Consider the following 19,034-nt stretch of genomic DNA (forward strand, 5'->3'; position numbering starts at 1 on the left):
AAACACTCACCCGAACACGATTGAGTCCACTTGAGCGAACAGTAGCTCTGAGCCGCAGAACTTAAGTTCTAGACAGGATGTGGTTTCGCATAATACTTTGACTGTTACCAAAATGTGGGTAATGACGAGATTTTAATTATGGCGATTCTTTTTTTGCTTATTAAAGCTTGAATTGGTTCAAATGACTACGGGGATTATAAGTACGTATAGCCCGGATTTTTTCATAATATTCCCGCTCTTGTTGGCTGAGGTCTTTTGGTGGAACGATCGCCACTTTCACCAACTGATCGCCGCGTCCACCTTTGGGGAGGGGCCAACCTTTGCCACGTAAACGTAGAGATTGACCAGAACGCACTCCTGCTGGTAGTTTGACATTCACTGAACCATCAGGAGTGGGTACATCAATAGACGCTCCCAGAGTCGCTTCATCTGGTGTAATTGGCACTTCGCATACCAAGTTATCGCCTTCCATTTGGAAGAAGGTGTGCGGCTGAAGTTCGACTTTTAAGTATAAATCTCCCCGTTGTTGAGTCATGGGGTTAATTTGACCTTTGCCCCGCACCCGTAGGCGAGTACCAGTTTTAGCCCCAGATGGGATGTTGACATCTATTGTTTCATTACCTAAACTGAAGCGCTTTTTCACACCATTAAATGCTTCAGCAAAAGTTAGAGCGATCGCAGCTTCACTATCCTGGGTACTACCCACACCTCCATCTTGAAACCCAAAATCGTTAAAGCTGCTGCTAAAATGAGTTGAGGTACCTGGAGAAGTGCGGTAAGAGTGACTTCGTGCCTGACTTTGGCGCCCCGTACCCGCACCACGAGGGGGAGGGCCACCAAAGCGTCCTAGCAACTCATTAATGAACTCATCAAAATTGCCATATTGACTGAAGTCAAAGTTACCCATATCGGGAGCAGCGCCGCCAGATGGGAAACCTTCACCAGCTTGTTTCCAATATTGACCGAATTGGTCGTATTTTTTGCGTTTATCTGGGTCTGACACAACTTCATAGGCTTCGCTAACTTCTTTGAAGCGTGACTCTGCCTGCTTGTTGTTTGGGTTGACATCAGGATGGTATTTCCGGGCTAGTTTACGAAAGGCTTGTTTAATTTCCTCCGAACTGGCAGTCTTGCTGACTCCCAAAATAGCGTAATAGTCTTTGAAGTCGGTTGCAGCCATCTACCAGCCTCCTATAGAAATTCCCGTTATGTTTTTTTTGAAGAAGAGAGATGTTTAATTTGCCTGGTATAGTGCCAAACAAAAAGAATATGATTTCAAATTAACAAAAAATATAGAAAATCAAGTGTGGTTCTCGCTCACCAAGGAATCGCAATTCCCGTACTCCGATTTTTCTGATAAGCGGCTCAGGCTGTCTAATCCTTCTTCCCGACTTGGGGGAGCATCCCGGAGTTGACGGTGCATCCGCAAAATAATTTCTTCTGGAACTTGGCGCGATCGCCTTTTATTCCGTGCCAAACACAGCCAAACTGGTGTATCCACCCAAATTCCCCTAATGTGGGTAAAGCCCTGGTTACGGGCGAAAGTAATGACTTCACGACGATGACGGCGCTGGGCATTGGTGGCATCAAAAATAGCTATATTAGTTGTGGAAATAGCTTGCTGAAATTGCCGCTCAATTTCGCGCCAAATCAGTCGCCACGGCCCTTGAACGGCTTGGGAACCGAACAATTGCCCCCGAATGGCATCCGTAGAAATTAGCGCCATTTGGGGGCATTCTGCCAGTAATTGTTTTGCCAAAGTTGACTTTCCACTACCTGGAAGACCAATCAGCAAAATGAGTTTAGTCATTAGTCCTTTGTCCTTTGTCCATTGTCTTTTGTTGCTTGTAACTATTAACCAATGACTAATGACTAATACTTCGGCTTCTCTACGAGACGCTACGCGAACGCGGTAGTTGAGCGCAGTCGAAACTTAGTACAAGTGACTAATGACTAATGACTAATGACTAATGACTAATGACTAAATGATTGTTCCATCAGGAATTACAGCATTTTTCAGCACGACAACGATGCCGCTACGGATGTAGAAACCTTGACTTTCTCGGTCAGCTTCTTGCACGTTATCTTTATTGATGATTTTGACATCGTGCCCGATACTGGCATTTTTATCAATGATAGCACCGCGAATAATCGAGTCAGTACCAATACCTACAGGAATGTCACCTTTTTCTACATTACATTGACGTTCTACAAAAGCTTGATAAAAATCTGCACCCATGAGTAGAGACTCTTCGATCACACAACCAGATTCAATTCGCGATCGCACTCCTAAAACTGAATGTTGTATGCGGCAATTTTTCAAAATACAACCTTCGCCGATAATTGATTCTGTGATTTGGCATTCTAATAGTTTACTTGGAGGTAAGTAGCGGGCACGGGTATAAATTGGCGCTTCTTCATCGTAGAAACTAAAGGGGGGCTGAGGCTGCTGAGTTAGGGCTAAATTGGCATGGTAAAATGCTTCGATTGTTCCAATATCTTCCCAGTAGTCATCAAAAAGGTAAGCTTGAACGTTGTAATCTTTAGAGGCATCAGGAATAATTTCTTTGCCGAAATCAGTCCTTTCTATACCTTCTCTCAACAACTTGAACAAAACATCTTTTTTAAAGACATAAATCCCCATTGAAGCGATGTAGGGCTGTTGCTGGGCTTGTTCTTTTGATAATCCCAGTACACTTGTATCAACTTGCATTTGGTGTAACGCTTCACCTTTGGGTTTTTCGCTAAAATCGATTACCCTACCAGAATCGTCAATTTTCATCAAGCCAAAATCTGAGGCGCGACGCTCATCAATGGGGATGACTGAGAGAGTAATATCAGCTCCCGTTTCCCTATGGCGTTGGATAAACTGGCGATAATCCATGCGGTAGAGGTGATCGCCTGAAAGAATTAGATATTCTTCTACATCCCATTCTTCCATTAACCACAGGTACTGACGTACAGCATCGGCTGTACCTTGGAACCAGTTGGGGTTTTCTGGTGTTTGTTGTGCGGCTAGCACTTCTACAAACCCTTCATTGAAGCCAGTAAAGTTATAGGTACGGGCGATGTGACGATTCAGGGAAGCTGAGTTGAATTGTGTCAGGACGTAGATTTTGAATATTTCGGAGTTTATGCAGTTACTGACAGGGATATCGATTAGGCGGTATTTCCCCGCTACTGGTACTGCTGGTTTAGCGCGTAGTTTGGTTAGCGGGTAAAGCCGAGTACCCGCGCCACCACCAAGAATGATTGATAATACTTTCTTCACAAAATTTCTCCCGACTGCCTTTCAACTCTCATCTTCAGTTTAGGACTGTCTGCCACCACAGGTAAGGGGGATCGTCTGATTCTTTGGGATGAATTTTAAAGATTCCTACTGGTGATGGATAGTGGGGCTGATAAGGAGAAAAGATAGAACATTTGTATTAATTGAGATGAAAAATGGGAGGCGATCGCTAGACTTTACTCATACTGAGGGACATAATTAAATCTTCGGTTATGGTAAAAAATCCAACTTGAAAGATCGTTATAAATTCAAAAGATAAGCGCGTGAAACTTGGGAGAAAAAATAAACAATTTGTGGTTGCAATTGATGACAAATTAGTATTTCGACAAAACTTGATGAAAGTGAGAAATTCCATATTCAATATCTGCAAACTGAAGTACACCATAAGCTTTGGAATGAACGCTTGCTTGTAGCGATCGCACCACCCCAAAGTCTTCATTTAACACCCGCTCAAATTCAGGTCGAAATTCATCCTGCTTATAAGGAAATTCTTCAATCTGTGCTTTTGTTTGATAAATAAAAACCTCAAACTTAGTTCTTGTGGGAGATAAAGGAGTCAGCCGAAAAACTGAAACTTTGTCTCTTGCAGTATTCACCATCATATTAGGAAAGATGAAGCCCTGATACGATTGTCCCTTTGGTTCTCCTGAAAAAGCGGGGTGATCTTTGACAAATTCATCATCTGTAAAAGGAACAAATATCTGATAGTGTCGCCCAGTTGCAGTGTAAATAATATTCTTTGGATCGAAACATTTTAAACTTTGGGCATGAACAACTGACAAGTGATAACACTCTAGATAATTTTCAATGGGAAATTTCCAATTGGCTGGCTCTTCATAAAACCAACGATCGACCTGCTGAAGTTCCTGCCAAGAGTGCTTATATTGCTCTAAATAGGCTGAGAATCCGGCTAAATAACTGACTAACGATTCGCCTTCTGCTTCTGAGCAAACAAAGATAAAGCCGCCCCATGTCTCTACTCGTCCCTTAGCTAGATAGACAGCCGACTTATCTAAATTGGGAAAACACTCAGCGCGAGGTAAACTTTTAAGATTGCCTTCATAATTGAAGTTCCAACCATGATACGGACAACGTACCCGTTGACAATGACCCTGCCCTTGTAACATCTGCGCTCCGCGATGCGGACAAACATTGTGCATTGCTTGCAATTCACCATTATTATCTCGAATCACGAACATGGGTTGATCGCCAATTTGGCAAGTTAAATAATCCCCAGGATTAGGTAAATCGGATTCACGTGCTACAAACTGCCAGGTGTTACGCCAGATAGTTTGCTGCTCATAAGCAAAAATTTGCTCGCTAAAGTAGTAATCACCAGGTAGCCCAAATTTTGGTTTATTAGTATTAGGAGTTTCATCCACAAATGATGTATGGGTGAAGATATTCATAGTGTTAAGTTCTATTTAATCAGTAGTGTTGAGCGATCGCTGTACTCAGAACAACCTCAGATGAGATTGCCTCTTGCGCTAATTCCTGCCACCAAGCTTCCATTGCATCGATCGTTGTCCGAAACCCTGCTGAAAACTCTCCAAATTGTTCCGGTTGGATATATGCTGCCAGAGATGTTCTCAAGCCCGCTTCATGTTCGAGTTCCCACTCGTTTAAATGCTTGCTGAAGAAATATTCCAAATCTTTGGGCATTGCTCCTTCTAGCAACCACTCTACAAGTTGCACGATCAGAGTTAATTCCGGAATTGAGGTTGCTTCGAGTGCATAGGTTGCCCCTAGCACATTAGGTAGTTGTTGGTCAAATATCGATTGCACAGTTCTTAACAATTTGGATGTAGCGATCGATGGCGTTGCGTTCTTCACAGGAACACTTAATCCTTGCTCTAACCCTTCAGCTAAAAGCGTGTAATGAGAGATTCCTTGTGTACTTTTGCCCATCTCTTCAGCAATGTTTTCTTTGAGTTCTTGGGCTACAATATCCCATTCTGCTACCAGTGCTTTCTGTCTTGCTAACTCTATGAAACCCACCAACTCCTTTGGAAAAATCGAATATTGCTGCATGATATAAGCAATCTGAGCAAAGCTTGCTTGACTCAGCATTTGTGCAACAGGATTTTTTGTAATACTAAATGCCAGGTAATCTTGAGCGAGCAGTTGGTTCAGCTGCTGAGTTAGGCGATCGAATGTGTTCACAATTTTAGTCCTTTCAAGAGTTGAAGTAGTGTCGGTCGATTTGTCTCAAAAGCTGCTGTGAATATAAAAAAGGTGATACTAGCGGCAATATCAAAAGCAAGCAAAATTGATACGTAAAATTAATACGTATTTCACTGGGCCGGTCGCCAAGTATTTCTGAATACAGGCAAGGCAAAATTGATACTCAGTTAGTTTGGTTGATTACCAAAGATTTCTGAATACCGATATCAGGCCTAACTTGCAAACAGTTAATTTATGAAGTTTTTGGCATTCTTGATTGCCAGATTAGGTTTTAGGAATTCAAGAAGCTTGAGTGGTATTACCGTATATATTAAATCATTATAAAGATTCATACTTCATTAAGATTATTAAAGTAATGTTTTTCTACTGAAACATTTATCAAGTGGCATTATTTAAGTAAACTTAATTACTAAATATTAATACTGAGTAAATCACATTAAATATCTCAAATAGCGGGACACAGATGTATTTATCTTGTTCGCAGAGGCAAGGAACGAGCTTGATTGAGGATAAAGTTCGGAAAAATGAAGCACAAATTATCTTAAAAATAGTATAAATACAACTAAGTGATTTTTCTGGTATTTGATAGTATGAAGTTTGTGATGGGTAATCTAGGTTAAGCCAAGACCTGAGCGAACCAAGATTTACCACTCATGAAGATACATCCATCTAGCAAAGTCCGTGCATTTTCATTACACCTTGTTCTGATCGTTCCTTTTGTGTTGCAAGTTTTTGGCATCGTGGGACTGGTTGGGTATCTGTCGTTTAAAAATGGCGAGAAAGCGGTGAACGATCTTGCGGATCAGTTGATGGAACGAACCAGTGGTGAAGTAAATCAACATTTGGATGCTTACCTGTCAATTCCCCATAAAGTTATCCAGTTAAATGCGGATGCAATTCGTATGGGATTGCTGAATGTGCGCGATCGCCTCAAGGTTGGCAAGTATTTCTGGCATGAAATGCAAGCCTATGACCTAACTTTTATCAGCTTGAACCTAGCAACTGGAGAAGGAACTGGAGCCGGCCGTTACGATGGCAAAACGGTGACAATCGATGATAATGCGATCAAAACTCCAAGTCTGCCGAAAAATACGAAAACTTACTTAACAGATAATGATGGCAACCCAACCAAAGTGATGACGACCAGTACTTGGGATACTGTCAATGAACTTGCCTATACTGAACCTGTGAAAGCCGGTAAACCTATCTGGGTTCGCATTTATACTTATTACGATCCTGCTTATCCCCCCTATATTGTGGCATCGGCAGGTCGTCCGATTTATGATGCCAGCAAAAAACTGATTGGTGTTGTCGGGGCTGAAATTCACCTGTTGAAACTCAGTGAATTTTTACAAAAATTAAATGTCAGCCACTTCGGACAAGTTTTTATTATGGAGCGTGATGGTATGTTGGTTGCCAATTCTGCTCAAGAAAAGCCTTTTACCGTAGTCAATAACGAAATTAAACGCCTTAAAGCGATCGACAGCCCCAATCCGGCGGTACAAAACATTGCCAAGCAGCTTCAGCAGCGCATTCCAAATTTCCAGTCGATTACCAATACCCAAAAACTGAAAGTTAATGTTCAAGGGGAAAATTTCTACGTACATATTGTACCTTGGCGAGACCAACATGGTTTGGACTGGTTGGTAGTAGTTGGTATTCCGGAAAAAACTTACATGGCGCAAATCCATGCCAACACCCAAATTAGCATCCTGCTGTGTTTTGGGGCGCTGATAGTAGCAGTGACAATTGGCATATTTACCTCACGCTGGATTGCCCATCCTATCTTGCGCTTGAATCAGACTACCCAGGCAATAGCATTCGGTGATTTACAGCAGACACTCGAAGAGGGCAATATCGATGAACTCAACACTCTTGCTCACTCTTTTAATCACATGGCAGGGCAATTGCGCGAATCATTTGTGGCTTTAGAAAATAGTAATGCAGAACTGGAAGCGCGAGTCGAAAAACGGACTGTTGAACTGAAAACAGCCTTGAGTGAATTGCAACGTACCCAAGCACAAGTAGTTCAAAGTGAAAAAATGTCTAGTCTGGGTCAACTGGCAGCAGGTATTGCCCATGAAATCAATAACCCAGTCAACTTTATTCACGGCAATCTTACTCACTTGGATGAATATACTCAAAACTTGTTACAGATGATTTATCTCTACCAAGAACGCTATTCTAGTCATGACCCAGAAATTCAAGCATTAGCAGAGGAAATCGATTTAGAATTTCTCATTGAAGATTTACAAAAGATACTGCCTTCAATGAAAATGGGGACTGAAAGAATTTGTAATATTGTGCTATCGCTGCGGAATTTTTCGCGTATGGATGAAGCGGAATTTAAGACAGTTGATATTCATGAAGGTATCGAAAGTACGCTTTTGATTCTGCAACATCGCCTTAAAGATAAACCAGACCGTCCAGCAATTAAAGTTATCAAAGATTATGGCAACTTGCCGCAAGTGGAATGCTATCCTGGTCAACTCAACCAAGTATTGATGAATATTTTGGTAAATGCAATCGATGCCCTTGATGAAGCAGATATCAAGCGCACCTCTCAACAGATACAAGAAAATCCCAGTCAAATTACTATCCGCACTTCAGTAGTTGATTCACAATCAATCGAAATTGCGATCGCTGATAATGCACAAGGAATGCCAGAATCGGTTCAAAGCCGGATCTTCGATCCATTTTTTACTACCAAACCTGTAGGCAAAGGAACAGGCATGGGTATGGCAATCAGCTACCAAATCATTACGGAAAAGCATGGTGGGAAATTGCTATGTTTTTCTAGCCTTGGGGAAGGTACTAATTTCATAATTCAAGTGCCTATCCACCAACAAGCTCCTGAACGCGTCGTCAAAGTATAGACTGTTAAGAACTCCCTGCCTCTCTGCCTACACAGCGATGGGATCTTTTTTGAGTTGGAAGTCCCTTACGCGTAGGTATAGCCCAAAGTAGGCATCACCTGCTCAAAAATTATGTTTCCAACGCCAATTTCCAGCAATATTTTAAGTATAATTGCTTGTTGATAAATTGTCTCCGACCTTAAAATCTCACGAATAGGTTCAAATAAACAAGTATAGAGGAAAAAGTTATGGCTTTCAGCGTCACACTAGAGATCGGCAATGATGTTGCTAAAATCACTTTGTCAGGAGAATTAGATGCAATGACTGCACCCATTTTCAAGACAGAGGTAGAGAAAGCAGCAGTTGAGCATCCAAAACACCTCGTGTTGTTGATGCAAGACTTAGAATATATGGCCAGTGCGGGTCTACGGGTACTCATTTTTGCTAAACACACAATAGATGCTAATGCAAATATTTACATAGTTGCTCCGCAAGAAATGGTCTTGGAAACACTCAAAAAAACTGGAATTGACCAAAGCCTACTTATAGTTGATGAATATGATGCTGCTTCCTGAGAAACTCAACTAGTCACTACCAGAAAAACAAATTTACGCTGGCAGGAACTCTAATCTGAACAAGCATCAACTAGGTAGACAATAGCATCGTCTGCAAGTGCCGCGATCGTTTCCTGACTGAGTGAAGGTTCAGAAAATATAAAATTCAAAAACATATTTTTCTTGAACCTTAATGCCTCAACCACAAAAACACCTGGAAACACCGATGCTGAAGCTACAGCATTAATTTCTTCGAGTTTAAATACCCCATAGCGATCGGAAATGTTAACTAAACCAAGCTTAGTGACTCCAACAGTAGCCAGTACTTGATTTAAGAGCATCCCCTTCGTTGCCACTGCCAGTCCAGATGCTAGCATCATACTAAATAGATCGTTGCGCTGGATATTCGTAGCGATTTGTTGTTTTACATCGCGTGCTAAATCCCAAAAGGACATACTTGGTTTTAGGGTGTGAAATGTAACAGTGGATGAAGCTAAAGACCCCATCTGCTCATCACTAATTATTGGTTGGATGCGGCGACGCAGGTCTGCAAATGACTGACAACTCAAACAGATATCTCGCTTTTTTCCACCTGTTATTTTATTCGCGGCTGCAAGCATCATGGCAGCACACAAAGCACTCTGTTCGCTCGCTTTCTCCTTTCTATAAACTTCATTGAACCGTTGGGTGAAAGTTTCATCAAGTTGGCGATAAACCACGTTAGCGCGGCGTAATTCCGGTGTTTGATACTGCTCAAAACCTAAAGTTTCGGGACGATGGGCGACATATTGGCTGACAAGCCGCAACAGACAATCGATCGTATTGACTACACCACTGTATCCTTGCATTGAGGGAGGGAAAAGCTTTGGCAATGCAGGCAGCACAGGCAAACGCGCCACTGTTTCAACAGATTGTCCCTCTGCTATTTTTTGACAGTACGTCAAGATATCTGCTTGCAGTCGGATGCAGAATGTGCCATCTGCAACGGCATGATGTAGGGTAACAATCAAAAAGCTGACTGTTGATTCTTTTGGTTCGCCAACAGGCTGAACCAATACAGCACGCATGAGATATTTGTCGCTTTCAATTTTTTGATTTAGTTCTTGCAAAACAATATTTTGCCACTGATTATCATTTTGGCTATGTATTAGTTGCAACGGGATCGTCACGCCTCCCTCTTCAAAGCGTGGGGAATCTGTAGAACCAACGATCCGACAATTTAGACGTGGGTGGCGACGTTGAGTCAAGTCAATTGCCTGTCTGACAATGGCTGCACTCAGGGGTCCTCTAATACGGTTAATGACGACGTTAATTAATGCGCCTCCAAGCTGATTTGCAATTTCAAACACGCGTTCGTCAGGAGACAGTATTCTATTTACATTCAAAGTGGAAGAATTTATCTGCATTATAAATTACTCAAATACAATGTTAATATGTGGGCAATTGAGTGCTTAAATAGTTGAACCAACGACTGAGAGCGATCGCCCGATTGACTGTTCCTAAAACGCGATCCTCACTTTCGAGCTAAAATCATATTATTGGTTAAATAATCTTCTATATTTCTGCCTAGAGACCATTTATAAAGTAAATCTTTAGACTACAAGACGACGCAGTATGTATTCGTGAGAGGTTAAGATCGAGCCTCTTAAAATGATTTTTTTTAATAGATAGTTTTGGTTTACGACCTCCTCATATAACAATAATTTTCACTTTTTTCAATTCTAAGAAAGCTTATTTTTTATGATACAATCACGGTGTATTTAACATTAATTGTTATAATTGTTCATAGTCCAAACCAATCAAAAGCTTTGTTTTTTAGGATTGTCTTCAATATAATTTAGGATGTCACTCATATTTGTGTGTAAAAAAAACTCTGTAATGTTCTTCTATAACAGAATGATACTATTTTAGAGATATCTACTGTTTGGACTTTGGACAAAAAGAAGATAGTTCGCAAGTGTTCTTTCCCCTCTGCTCGCTACGAGGCAAAGTTTGTGTAGCGCACCACTAGAATTATGGCGATCGCACATAGTAATAACGTTCAAGATGATGGCTTTTATTTCCAAGTGAATTATCAACTTTAAGCTTGGGGAATTGGTAGTGAACAGAAAAAATCAAAAGTCAAAACGAAATAGTACGTTGGCAAGGCAGTACGTTGGCGAGGCAGTTGTGCACTTCTTTTTACAGCGTCTTTGCCAGCAGAAGCAACTGGTGTTTAAAAATCAGGATGCTTCATTGCCAATCGTGCTTACCCTATGCTTCTGGTTGGGGAGCATTGCTGCCAAACCCGTACTTGGACAATCCATTGTTCCAGCTAATGATGGGACAGGGACAGTTGTGACTCAAGAGGGAAACCGCATCGATATCCAAGGGGGTAAGCTTTCTGGCGATCGGGCGAACCTATTTCACAGCTTGGAGAAATTTGGACTCAATCAGGAGCAGATTGCCAATTTTCTCTCGAATCCCAATATTCATAATATTCTCACACGAGTTGTCGGCGGAGATCCTTCAACCATCAATGGGCTGATTCAGGTAACTGGAGGAAATTCCAACTTATTCATCATGAATCCAGCTGGAGTCATCTTTGGATCGAATGCCCAAATTAACCTTCCGGCTGACTTTACGGTAACGACTGCTACAGCAATTGGCTTTGATAATCGCCTTTGGTTTAATGCAGTCGGTAAAAATGATTACTCAAATTTAAATGGTAATCCCTCTGGGTTTGCCTTTGATTTCGCCAATCCTGGCAGTATTATCAATGCTGGTAGTTTGTCAGTTTTAGAAGGACACAATCTGACTTTAATCGGTGGCAGTATTATCAATACGGCTACATTGAGCGCACCCGGCGGAAATATCACTCTTGCAGCAGTGCCAGGGACAAACCTGATTCGGATCTCTCAAGCAGGAAACCTGCTGAGTTTAGAACTAGAACTGCCAAGAAGTACAACAGACCAACACCAAGCAATTAACCCTCTGGATTTGCCAACGCTGTTAACCCAAGGGTCTAAGGGACTAAATCTTGGTGCGATCGCTAATTTAGATGCTGGCACAGTGCAGTTAACACGATCTGGTACAACTATCCCAACTGCCGCAGGAACTACGATCGCTTCTGGAACCCTAGATGTTTCTAATACAGGAGTTATGCAGACAGGTGGTACAGTAAACGTCTTGGGCGATCGCGTCGGATTGATTGGTGCTAACATTAATGCCTCTGGCACAACTGGTGGCGGCACCGTCAGGATTGGGGGAGACTACAAAGGTCAAGGTATCTTGCCCAATGCCTTACAGACATTTGTTAGCAGCGATTCGGTAATTAATGCTAACGCACTGCTAAACGGTGATGGCGGTCGGGCGATCGTTTGGTCAGATAATAATACTCAGTTCTTTGGTAAGATCGACGCCATCGGGGGGCTTAATACTGGGAATGGCGGGTTAGTAGAAGTATCTAGCAAAGGATTGCTCTTATTTCAAGGCTTGGTTGATTTGCGTTCGCCTGCGGGTAAAGTCGGCACGCTCCTGCTAGATCCGACTGATATCACCATCAGCAACGCGATGGATATCGCCAGTATGACCTTCGGTAGGGGGATATTTGCTGACACCACCACAACCTCTTCTAATCTCAACTCGACTACGCTACAAAATCAACTAGCTTTGAGTAATGTTACCGTTTCGACAACATCGGGTTTGGCTGGTAAAGGAGATATTACAGTCAGCAATCCGATCTCATGGAACAGCGGTTCTGACTTGAAATTAGCTGCCGATCGCAATATCAACATCAATGCCAACATCGGTACAACGGCTGCTGGGAATGCAAATCTCACGCTAGAAGCTAATAACAGTATTTTTATCAACTCGGATGCCAAGCTAACAGCCAGTGGTGTGGGGAAGTTGGATGTCACCCTCAATGCAGATCGAGACGGTATCAGTGGAGGAGCGATCGCCCTCAAAAGCGGTGCTGCGATCGATTCTAATGGAGGCAATATAGTTCTGGGCGGTAGTAGTAACCCCTTAAACGAGCCGGCACAAGGAACAGCAGCAAATCCCATTGGAGTCAGCCTTGATGGAGCTACTCTCAATTCTGGTACTGGCAATATTTCGATTAAAGGTCAGGGAAATAATGCTGATGCTAGCGAGCAGAAAGGCATTTTGCTGAATAATAGCAGCATCATGGCTGAAAATGGAGATATCAGCTTAACTGGCATAGGCTACGGGAATGGAAACAACAACAACGGGATTCAGCTTAACAATAGCCTGGTGAGTTCCACTGGAACTGGGAAGATTACACTCCAAGGTACTAGTAACGCCAGAGGAGGTAGGGACAACGACGGCATTGAAGTAAACAGTAGCATCATCGCCGCGACTAAAACGGGGACAATTACTCTAGAGGGGATTGCCGGAGTCGGGACTGATATTAGTGAGGGGATATATATCAGTGCCAATTCCAGAGTCAGTTCAGCCAATGGAAATATCAGCCTCATGGGTACTGGCGGGAATGGAGAGGGAAATCGTAACTTCGGTATTTTACTGGAAAACGGCGCAGAGGTGGAATCGACGGGAACAGGAAATATAACCTTAGAAGGCGCTAGTAGTAACAGTACAGAAGGAATTAGCATTAAGAACAGTTCGATTAACCCCACTGGAACAGGCAGTGGTACGATCGCCCTCACAGCTGACGAAATAAACTTCCTTGGCACCACCCAAATCAAAGGTACTGGTATCCTTCAGTTGCAGCCTCGTACTTCTAGCTTAGGCATTACCTTGGGTGGCAACATTAACGATGCCCGTTTAAATCTAAATGCTAGTAAATTAAACACCTGGCAAAATGGCTTTTCTCAAATATTTATCGGGCGGGATAACAGTAGCGGTGCCATTACGTTGGCTGGTGATGTGACTTTCAACGATCCGGTTACTTTGCGATCGCCCTTTGGCTCAGGTTCCATCAACACTAGTGGATTTCAACTCACTGGAGCTGACAATGCCACCCTTAACCTGCAAGCCAACCAAAACATTACCACTGGCGATGTCGTAAACCAAGGTCGAGAGATTAGAATAACCAGCACCAGTGGCAATATCAATACCAGTACGGGAACTCTCAACACTAGTTCTACAACTGGGAATGGGGGAGCGATCGCTCTAGAAAGCGGCGATGCCATTTCTACGGGCAACCTGAACAGCTCAGGAGTTAATGGTGGTGCCATCATCGCCAAAGCTGCCACCAATCTTACCACTGGCGCAATTGATTCCAGCAGTAGTTTGGGCAACGGTGGCAAAGTCACCCTTGACTCCAGCCGTGACATTCAAGCTACCCAGATTAACGCCCAAGGTGGGAAAAACGGTAGAGGTGGTGACATAGATATCACCGCTAGACAATTTTTCCGAGTAACAGACACCTTCACCGACAGCAACAGCGGTCTGGCTAGCATTTCCAGCCTTGGCGGTAACAGTGGCGGAGACATCACGATCCGGCATGGAGGAGGCAGCTTAAATCCGTTTCAGATTGGCAATGCCTCGGTAAATGGTACAGCTGGTGCGATCGTTGGTGGGAAAATTTCTATTATCCCCCCTCCACCCCCAACTGAGACTCCACTTATTAATTTTAATCCCGTCGATCTCACCAATCCCTTCCCTCTTACCCAGCAACCAGAAGTAAGCTTCGCCTCCACACAAGCAACTGACACCAACATGCCAGAATTGGAGCAAGTCTTCACCAAGACCTTTGAGAACCATTTGGGTATCAGCAATGTCCGCATCAAAACCCTAAAAGAAGCCCAAGCTATACTGCGCCGAATTGAACAAGCCACTGGCGTTAAACCTGCCCTAATTTATGTCTTGTTTCAACCCAAAACCGAGCAAGACTCCAAATCTCAACAACAGGAGGCTACCAAGCAACCGCAACCTATCTGGGAGTTCAATTCTCAAAGTTTGGAGCAGCGCCGACAGCAAGTACAACCCACTACACAACAAGCTCAAGGTAACTACCAGCTCGAGCTAGTGATGGTCACTTCCTCTGGAACACCAATCAGACGGCAGATTAAGGGAGCGACGCGAGAGCAAGTCCTCAAAAACGCTCAAGAATTCCAAGCAGCTATCACTAACATTCAACGCTCTCCCCCTTACCTGCCTTTGGCTCAAAAGCTCTATAAGTGGCTGCTTGAACCTTTGGAGAAGGATTTACAAGCTCAAAAAATCACAAATCTCAGCTTTTTGATGGACACGGGTTTACGCTCCCTGCCGATCGCCGCCCTCCATGACGGGCAAGGGTTTATTGTGGAAAGATACAGCGTTGGTCTCATGCCCAGCCTATCACTTACTGATACTCGCTATGCAGATGTGAGAAATCAGCAAGTTTTAGCAATGGGAGCCGATCGCTTCCCCGATCAAAAACCCTTACCAGCAGCTTCAGTAGAGTTGTCTTTAATCGTCAGTCAATTGTGGACTGGCAAATCTTTCCTCAACGAAAACTTCACCGTGGAAAAGCTCAAACAAGCCCGCGCTTTACAGACGTTTGGTATTGTCCATTTCTCCACCCATGCCAACTTTCAGCCTGGTAATATCAATAAATCCTATATTGAGTTTTGGTATAGCAAATTACTAATTAGCCAATTGCAGCAGTTGAAGTTAAGTCAGCCACCAGTGGAACTATTAGTTTTGAGTGCCTGTCGTACAGCATTAGGGAACCCAGAAGCGGAGTTGGGATTTGCAGGCTTGGCGGTGTTAGCAGGAGTTAAATCAGCGATGGGCAGTCTATGGTCTGTCAACGATGAAAGCACAATGGGACTAATGACAAGTTTCTACGAGAAATTGAAAGAAACTCCCATCAAAGCCGAGGCTCTGCGACAATCACAGGTAGCAATGCTCAAGGGTCAGGTGCGACTAGAGAAGGGTCGGTTGGTAACAGCGAGTAGAAGTTTTCCTTTACCGCCGGAGTTAGGACAGATAGGAGACAAAGACTTTACTCATCCCTACTATTGGAGCGGTTTCACGATCGTTGGCAATCCCTGGTAAGGGAGCGTATTTTTCAGATACTTCTGAAAAAACTGATTTACTGTTTTAAAGATTTACGTCCAACAAAGTCCTTACGCGGATCATGAATTTACCAAAATCTTTTCTGTTTTTAGCGATCCTTGTTAGCGCACTTTCTCCCACCATTGTCACTTTTGCTAGCTTGCCATCACGGCGATCGGCATCCAACTTGGAGTGGAAAGTTAGTCTCAAATTCCCACCTGTAGATGACCGAGGAGCGCCCTCTCAAACATTGGGTGGAGGAACGCGTGGCTCTTCTTGTATTGATGAGAGAGGAATACCGATAACGCCTTTGATGCCGTCAAAAAATAATTTTGGGAAAACGGTTGCAGCCAATCCAACACTATATTGGTACATTCCTCAAAATACTGCCCAATCTGGAGAATTGGCTTTGACAGATGAAGCCGGAAATCAGGTTTATCTGACAACTTTTAAACTACCTAGTACTCCTGGCATCATTAAACTGGAATTACCAGCAAATGTTTCTCTCCAAATAGGCAAGTACTATCGATGGTACTTCACGATGATTTGCGATTTTCAAGACCGCTCTCAGGATGAATCTGTCAAGGGATCGCTCCAGCGTACCGAAGTAAGTTCATCCCTGAAAAGTCAGCTAGCTGGGGCAGGACTTCTAGAACAAGCAAAAATTTATGCAGAGTCTCAAATTTGGCAGGAAGCACTGAATACTGTTGCTCAATTGCGCCGCGAGAAGCCAACTGAATGGGAAGAACTTTTACAATCAGTCGGTCTAGGGGCGATCGCCAAAGAACCTTTCCTTGACTGCTGCACGAGCGATCGCTAACCTCAGTACATTTATATGTTTGTAAAGTTAAAACGGCTACTTTGCTAACCTAAAAAATTAATTTTGGTGTAAAAAATATGATGTGGAGAAAGTGGAAAAAGCTACTGTGGCAATGGCGCGGTGTTTTGATTACTACTCCTAGTGTGGCTGGTGTAGTCATCTTATTACGGTTTGCTGGTTTAATGCAGCCTTGGGAGTTGGAGGCTTTCGATGGATATATGCGTCTGCGACTCCAAGAAGCACCCGACGATCGGATTGTCATTGTCGGGGTAAATCTTGCAGACATGAAAAAAATTCGTCAGCCAATCGTTCCAGATGGTCTGTATGCTCAATTGTTGCAAAAATTAAAAGCCAGGAAACCGCGAGCTATTGGTTTAGATATCTACCGCGATTTACCTGTAGAACCAGGACATCAAGAATTAACCCAAGTATTTACATCTACCCCCAATTTAGTCGGTATTCAAAGAGTGGTAGGGGATAACCAACGCGAACCAATTGACCCACCACCAGCACTCAAAGATAAAGGGCAAGTAGGTGCAAATGATTTGGTTTTAGATCCAGATAAAAAGGTAAGACGCAGTTTGCTCTACTTAACAGATAAAAATGGAGAGACTATTTACAGTTTTGCATTATATTTAGCTTTACTTTATCTTGATGCCGAAGGTATTGCACCCCAAACTTCTGGACAGACAAAAAATTGGCAGTTAGGAAAGACAAGATTTATCCCCTTTGCTGTTGATGATGGTGGCTATGTGCGAGCTGATGACCGTGGCTACCAAATTTTAATTAATTACAGGGGGCCAGCTAGGCGCTTTTCTACAGTCACGATGACAGATATTTTGGAAGATAAAGTACCACCAGAATGGGGACGCGATCGCATTATTTTGATTGGTAACGTCAGCGAGAGTTTTGAGGATTTATTCTTCACTCCCTATAGTAGTGGTTTGTTGACTTCTCCAGAACCTATGCCTGGGGTAGAGATTCACGCGAATATTGCCAGTCAAATTATCAGTGCAGCTACAGCAGGTCGCCCACTAATTAAGAGTTGGTCGCAACCAATAGAAATAGGATGGATTTTTCTCTGGTCTTTTGTGGGTGCAAGTCTAACTTGGCAATGGCGATATGCAGGCGGGATAAAATTTTTATCCCTCCAGAAAATAAGTAGTCCAATTTTGGCAGCAGGTTTGCTATTAGCTACTACTTATGCAGCCTTTATCGCCAGTTGGTGGATACCTGTAGTACCACCATTATTAGCTTTGTTGGGATCTGCGATCGCTATTACAGTCTACATCGCCCGTACTGCTGGAGAAATTCGTTATACATTTGGGCGTTACTTAAGCAAAGAAGTAGTCACTACCTTATTAGAAAGCCCAAAAGGTTTACAGCTTGGGGGCGAACGCCGCAAAATCACCATACTCGTCTCCGATTTAAGAGGATTTACCAGTATTTCTGAACAATTACCCCCGGAAAAGGTTGTTCAAGTTCTCAACTTTTATTTATCATCAATGGCAGATATCATTACCCAATATCAAGGAACCATTGATGAGTTTACGGGTGATGGTATTTTAGTGTTGTTTGGTGCGCCTACTGCCAAAGAAGATGACACTACAAGGGCTATTGCTTGTGCGATCGCTATGCAGTTAGCAATGGTCAGTATAAATGAAAAGATGCAGCAGTGGGATCTGCCGCCATTAGAAATGGGAATAGCTGTCAACACAGGCGAAGTTGTTGTTGGAAATATTGGTTCTTATATCCGAACCAAATATGGTGTAGTCGGTAGCCAGGTGAATCTCACCTATCGTATTGAATCCTATACAATTGGAGGGCAGATTGTTATTTCAGAATCGACATTTAAAGAAGTAGAGTCAATTGTTAAAGTCGGCGGACAAAAGCAAGTACAAGTAAAAGGAATTAAACTACCGATAAATATTTATGAAGTTAGGGGAATTATTGGAAAATACAATCTCTTTCTAACTCAAGAAGAAGAAAGATTACTACCCTTAGCTGAAGCAATACCAATAGAATATACAATTTTAGATGAAAAGCACATTGAAAAAAATCTTTTTCAAGGCAGTTTATTTAAACTTTCCACTAAGGGAGCTGAGGTACGTCCCAAGGATATAGAAAAGGATATTATCCCTTCTTTATTCAGTAATATTAAATTAGTTTTATCACCAAATTCTCCAAAAGAATTAAGCGTTGATATTTATGCCAAAGTTTTAGAAAAACCAATAGAAGATGGGGTATTTTATATCTGCTTTACTACTAAAAGTTCTGAGATAAAATTAATTCTTAGTAAGATTTAAGTAGGTGGGTGTAAATATTTG

The 19,034-nt window shown here is 42.7% G+C and carries 11 protein-coding genes; 5 read left to right on the plus strand and 6 right to left on the minus strand.

All coding sequences use genetic code 11. From position 1 onward, the window contains the following. Nucleotides 1-160 precede the first annotated feature (160 nt). The 5 genes from AC1F2U_RS07435 to AC1F2U_RS07455 all read right to left on the minus strand — a co-directional run bounded on the left by AC1F2U_RS07435 (nt 161) and on the right by AC1F2U_RS07455 (nt 5,452). Nucleotides 161-1,180: a DnaJ C-terminal domain-containing protein gene (locus AC1F2U_RS07435; RefSeq protein WP_480260522.1), complete on the minus strand. Its 1,020-nt coding sequence runs from the start codon at nt 1,178-1,180 to the stop codon at nt 161-163. Between the two features lie 120 nt (nt 1,181-1,300). After that, complete coding sequence (locus AC1F2U_RS07440) at nt 1,301-1,810, minus strand: AAA family ATPase (protein ID WP_480260523.1); 510 nt, start codon at nt 1,808-1,810, stop codon at nt 1,301-1,303. Nucleotides 1,811-1,981: 171 nt separating this feature from the next. Further along, entirely contained in the window at nt 1,982-3,271 is a 1,290-nt protein-coding gene (locus AC1F2U_RS07445; protein ID WP_480260524.1) for a glucose-1-phosphate adenylyltransferase, read from the minus strand. 332 nt (nt 3,272-3,603) lie between these two features. Further along, nucleotides 3,604-4,698: an aromatic ring-hydroxylating oxygenase subunit alpha gene (locus tag AC1F2U_RS07450; RefSeq protein WP_480260525.1), complete on the minus strand. Its 1,095-nt coding sequence runs from the start codon at nt 4,696-4,698 to the stop codon at nt 3,604-3,606. Nucleotides 4,699-4,717: 19 nt separating this feature from the next. Next, the gene (locus AC1F2U_RS07455) at nt 4,718-5,452 is read right to left on the minus strand and encodes a DUF3865 domain-containing protein (protein WP_480260526.1); all 735 of its coding nucleotides are present in this window, start codon (nt 5,450-5,452) and stop codon (nt 4,718-4,720) included. 674 nt (nt 5,453-6,126) lie between these two features. On the opposite strand from AC1F2U_RS07455, the gene AC1F2U_RS07460 reads away from it, so the two are divergent. Both AC1F2U_RS07460 and AC1F2U_RS07465 read left to right on the plus strand, forming a co-directional pair. Then, nucleotides 6,127-8,349: a sensor histidine kinase gene (locus tag AC1F2U_RS07460; RefSeq protein WP_480260527.1), complete on the plus strand. Its 2,223-nt coding sequence runs from the start codon at nt 6,127-6,129 to the stop codon at nt 8,347-8,349. A 227-nt stretch (nt 8,350-8,576) separates the two neighbouring features. Further along, complete coding sequence (locus tag AC1F2U_RS07465; protein WP_480260528.1) at nt 8,577-8,903, plus strand: STAS domain-containing protein; 327 nt, start codon at nt 8,577-8,579, stop codon at nt 8,901-8,903. Between the two features lie 50 nt (nt 8,904-8,953). Here AC1F2U_RS07465 and AC1F2U_RS07470 read toward each other — a convergent pair whose 3' ends face one another. Further along, on the minus strand, nt 8,954-10,288 hold the full coding sequence (locus AC1F2U_RS07470) for a phthiocerol/phthiodiolone dimycocerosyl transferase family protein (protein WP_480260529.1): 1,335 nt from the start codon (nt 10,286-10,288) through the stop codon (nt 8,954-8,956). Between the two features lie 694 nt (nt 10,289-10,982). On the opposite strand from AC1F2U_RS07470, the gene AC1F2U_RS07475 reads away from it, so the two are divergent. The 3 genes from AC1F2U_RS07475 (at nt 10,983) to AC1F2U_RS07485 (ending at nt 19,013) form a co-directional block, all read left to right on the plus strand. Continuing rightward, nucleotides 10,983-15,887, plus strand: coding sequence for a CHAT domain-containing protein (locus AC1F2U_RS07475; RefSeq protein WP_480260530.1), 4,905 nt, complete (start codon nt 10,983-10,985; stop codon nt 15,885-15,887). 82 nt (nt 15,888-15,969) lie between these two features. Continuing rightward, nucleotides 15,970-16,707: a DUF928 domain-containing protein gene (locus AC1F2U_RS07480; protein WP_480260531.1), complete on the plus strand. Its 738-nt coding sequence runs from the start codon at nt 15,970-15,972 to the stop codon at nt 16,705-16,707. A gap of 77 nt (nt 16,708-16,784) precedes the next feature. After that, nucleotides 16,785-19,013 carry a CHASE2 domain-containing protein gene (locus tag AC1F2U_RS07485; protein ID WP_480260532.1) on the plus strand — a complete coding sequence of 743 codons (2,229 nt, stop codon included), beginning with the start codon at nt 16,785-16,787 and terminating at the stop codon, nt 19,011-19,013. Nucleotides 19,014-19,034: the final 21 nt, after the last annotated feature.

The organism is Nostoc sp. LEGE 12454 (genome assembly GCF_056620565.1).